3 protein-coding genes are annotated in these 4,134 nt (G+C 38.8%); all 3 read left to right on the top strand.

What is annotated here, in order from left to right; all coding sequences use genetic code 11:
* The coding region (locus MA2_RS10430) for a P-loop NTPase family protein (RefSeq protein ID WP_506256098.1) at positions 1 to 2,046 on the top strand (2,046 nt) is incomplete at its 5' end.
* Between the two features lie 151 nt (positions 2,047 to 2,197).
* The gene (locus MA2_RS10425; RefSeq protein ID WP_158080610.1) at positions 2,198 to 3,043 is read left to right on the top strand and encodes a diguanylate cyclase regulator RdcB family protein; all 846 of its coding nucleotides are present in this window, start codon (positions 2,198 to 2,200) and stop codon (positions 3,041 to 3,043) included.
* 14 nt (positions 3,044 to 3,057) lie between these two features.
* On the top strand, positions 3,058 to 4,134 hold a 1,077-nt coding region (locus MA2_RS10420; RefSeq protein ID WP_067059586.1), incomplete at its 3' end, for a patatin-like phospholipase family protein.

Raw genomic sequence — 4,134 nt, 5'->3', positions numbered from 1 at the left:
GAAGGTATGCACCAAGATATGCAGTTGTTGATCGATTTTATTAACTCAGGCGGTAAGTTTAATAACCACTACGAAGGCGAGGAGGCAATATTCAGTTTTCTTTATCAACTCAACGATTTGGTGCGTCTGACAAAAGAAATTGAGCTTGCACAATATGCAGCTGATCAAAAAGATATTTTAACATTTCCGTTTGATAAATATAAAGACTTCAATAACTTACCGCGTATTGATGTAGAGTTTGATTTAGCAAATGACTTTGAGACGCAAGGGCGCTTCATGTTGCTTGATACAGCAGGACCCAACGAAGCAGGACAGGATGAGCTTAAAGTGGCACTAACAGAGCAATTAGAGCGCAGCTCAGCGGTGATGATTGTTTTGGACTATACCCAATTAAACTCAGAAGCCGAAAAAGACGTTAAGGATCAAATTGATAAGATTCCAACAGTACAAAAATCACGTCTATTTGCATTGGTCAATAAATTTGACCAAAAAAGTGCAAATGCTGATGAGGCGGATGCAACTCGCACGCATATTTACCATAACTTGTTAAAAGAGAAAATTGAGCTAGAAAATGTGTATGCTATATCTGCTCAAGATTCGTATTTAGCAAAACGTATGGCAAATTACCTTGCGGTTAATAATATGTTGCCAGAATTAAAACCAAAAACATGGGTTGAAGATTTTGCCAAAAAAATCTACGGTGAGATGGCAGAAGATATTTATCCAACGATGAATCCAGAGCAAATCCAAAAAGGTCTAAACAAAATTATTGCCAGAAGTCGCATGCAAGAGCCAATGCAAAACGTTATCGTTAATATGCAGCGCAATGCACCAATCATCGCAATGCAATCAGCCTTGATAGGGGCAAGCGCGGTTTTCGATAGGCTTCACAATACATTAGATATTCGTGCATATTTTGCTAGTAAAGAACGACTATCCGAACAAGAAATCGAAAAATTTAATACCACGATTGCCGAGCTAGAAAAGCAAATCGAACAATTAGACGATCGAAAAAAAAAGCTTGAGGAAAAGATTAATGAAATTATCCAAGATATTGCGCGTGAAATATATATCGAAGATAAGGTTCGTCGGATTGAGGACGAATCAAAAAAAGAGATTAAAAGTTTGTTCTACAAGGAGGCTCAACAAGCAAAAGAGGACAAACTGGAGGCAGACAACACACAAAGACACTTATGGCCAGGCTCCTTCTTTCGAGACCTCTTCCCTACAAAAACCGTAAAAATAGGAAGAGAAGAGCTCGCCAAGCTGCATGAAAGAGCAAAATCAACGGGTGATCAGCTGATATTTTCAGAGGAGGAGGATTTAAAAAATTTTGAACAAGAAGTTGGATTTTTAGTCAATCAATTTGCTAATCAATATATTGTCGAAGCGTTTGATAAAATGCTAGAGGAAAGCGTTGCGGCGGTGAAAAACACCACACAAGAAATCAATGAAGAAAGTAAAAAGTTGCTGGCAGAATTAAAAAATGATTTTACAGATAAGGGTATTGACTTGCGTATCAACTTTGATGGTATTGGCAATATCAATAAACAAGCTGCCAAGCTTAAACATCTGTCTCTAAATGCTACTCATAAGACCGAAACCAAAACGTATAATGAATCTGGTTTTATGGGACGCATAAAACGCGGCTTCGGTGGTTTTTTTGGTAGAAAATGGGGTACCTCTACATATACTTTTAAAACTTATACCATAAATAGACAGGAGACGATTGATACGCTTATGCGTGCTTTACAAGAAGATTTTATAGCACCACTAAGGGATCAAGTAGATTTAAAAATAAAAAAACTGCTTGAAGAAAGTACGAACTATATCGACGAATTTGGTAAGAAAGTCGAAGAAATCGTCAATGAAACAAAAAATAACATTAATAACGATCGTATACGTGCCCACCAATCAATAAGTGAACAAGAAGCGTATAAACAAAAAATTCGGGCGTTATCTGAACAACACGCAGAACTTAAACAAGATTGGGACAAGGTAGCTGAAGTATTTAGTGTAGAGGCAATCCAATCTAAATCACAATAAGTGAAAGTAATGTCGTTAAACAATGCAACCATAGCGTATCCTGCTACCAAATGTAGCAGGATATTTTGGATTCTCAGGGTGATTGATTATGCAGCTTGCTAATATCCATTCAAATAAGATTCAAACAACGTTTCCCTATATCAAAGATAAAATGGTAATCGATTTTATCAACGGCTTAGACACAGCGAAACATCTTAACCAGCAGAACCATGCTGTTTCGCAAGACTTTATCAAACGCAATTTGGCGTTGATATCTGGTAAGCAACAGATGGCACAAAGTAATATTAACGACCATCTGATTGCAGGATTAGAAGCCTGTCAAGCCTATTTTGCTGAAATATCTTATCATCAGCAAGCGCATGCCAACGCGATTATCAAGCTTAAGCAAACGCTTGACCAAACCCAAATACACGTAACTGAAATTGCCTATTACGTTAGCGATTTACAAAATCAGGCCAACCAGTTGCAAGCAGAGTTGAGCCAAGCCAATCGGCGTATAGACCAATTAGAGCAATCCGAAAAAGCCAAAGCACAATTAGAAGGACTGCTTAGTGCATGGCAAGCTGAACGATTTTCCCAGTTGTCACCGATGGGACAATGTTTTTTGGTGCTCGATACACTGAGTTGGGGGGATTATGGACTTTATGTTCGTCAACTAGATAACAATGAGCGACAACAGCAGCTAGACACGCTTAGAAACAAAATTATCAATGTACAAAAAGCGTTATTAAAATGTGGCGCGAATGATGATTTGCTAAAGCAAGACTGGCTTAAGCCAACACATCGTGGTACTGCCCAACAAGAGCTACAAGCTGCTTTACAATATCAAGGTGATTGGAGTTGGCAAAACCCGCAGCGTTTTGCGATGGCTTTTACCGCCACTCAATTTCCCTCGCTATCATCCCAACAAGCGGCGCGTTATAATGATTTAGTGATTTCAATGATTGATATTAATCGTGTCAGTCAGCGCATGATTAACAACGTTTTCGCTGCATAAAAAAGGGGGGTACTATGCAACAAAAGGTTGGACTAGTCTTATCAGGCGGTGGAGCGAAAGGCGCATATCACGTTGGTGTTATGCAAGCCATTCAAGAGTTTGGTATCCCAATTCATCAAATTTCAGGCGCAAGTATTGGGGCATTGAACGGTGCGGTTTTAGCTTCTGCCCCCAATTTGCAAATAGGTATTAACCGTTTACAAGAAATTTGGCATGTATTACCCGAAAGCGACCCTATACAATTTAAATATGGCATGAGCATTGACCAATCGACCAAAACAAAACTTGGTTACTTTGGGTTTTTACTCTCGGCAGGCTTAAAATTAAGCCAACCATTAATTTGGCTAACCTCTCTAGTACCAACTTTTCTAGTACCAACTTTGTCGCTCGATAACTTGCTTAAAGATGATGTATTGGAATCAATGTTACAAGACTATTTAGACTTGACGCGCTTACAGTCTTCAATTCCCCTTTATGTTTCCATTTTTCAACAACATCAATCAAATTCCGCGGTTCAGGATTTCATATTTGCCTTACCTGATGGTCTTAAAAATGTGTTTTTAGGCATTGACAATCAATTTGCTGAGTTTCGACACATTCAATCGCTACCAATCCAACAGCAAAAACAGGTAATATTGGCTTCGTGTGCATTGCCTTTACTGTTCAAAGCTTATGAGGATGAACAAGGCAGACGATTTACTGATGGTGGACAAGGCGGATTGCTCAAATCACAAGGCAATACGCCAATTCAACCACTTATTGATGCAGGTTGTCGGAACATTATTGTAGTACACCTAGATGGCGCCTCACTTTGGCATCGGCACGATTATAGCGATGCTTCCATCATAGAAATTCGTCCAAGTAAAGACTTAGGCGGATTTAAGCAAATGCTAGATTTTTCATCAGATACAATCAATAATTTGATTGATTTAGGCTACCAAGATACCAAAACGACGCTAGACAAGCTCCAGCAAGCCTTTAGTGGTCTATATGATTTACGCAGTAGTACTCAACGGCTGCAACAGGTATTTAATGATAATGCATCTAAAGGACTAGATACCGCTATGCAAAACCTGAGAAAGAAATTATGG

This window comes from Moraxella atlantae NBRC 14588, assembly GCF_001591265.1.
Taxonomy (GTDB): domain Bacteria; phylum Pseudomonadota; class Gammaproteobacteria; order Pseudomonadales; family Moraxellaceae; genus Faucicola; species Faucicola atlantae.
Note: the sequence above shows the minus strand (reverse complement) of the source record. Positions and strands in the feature narration are given on the sequence as shown.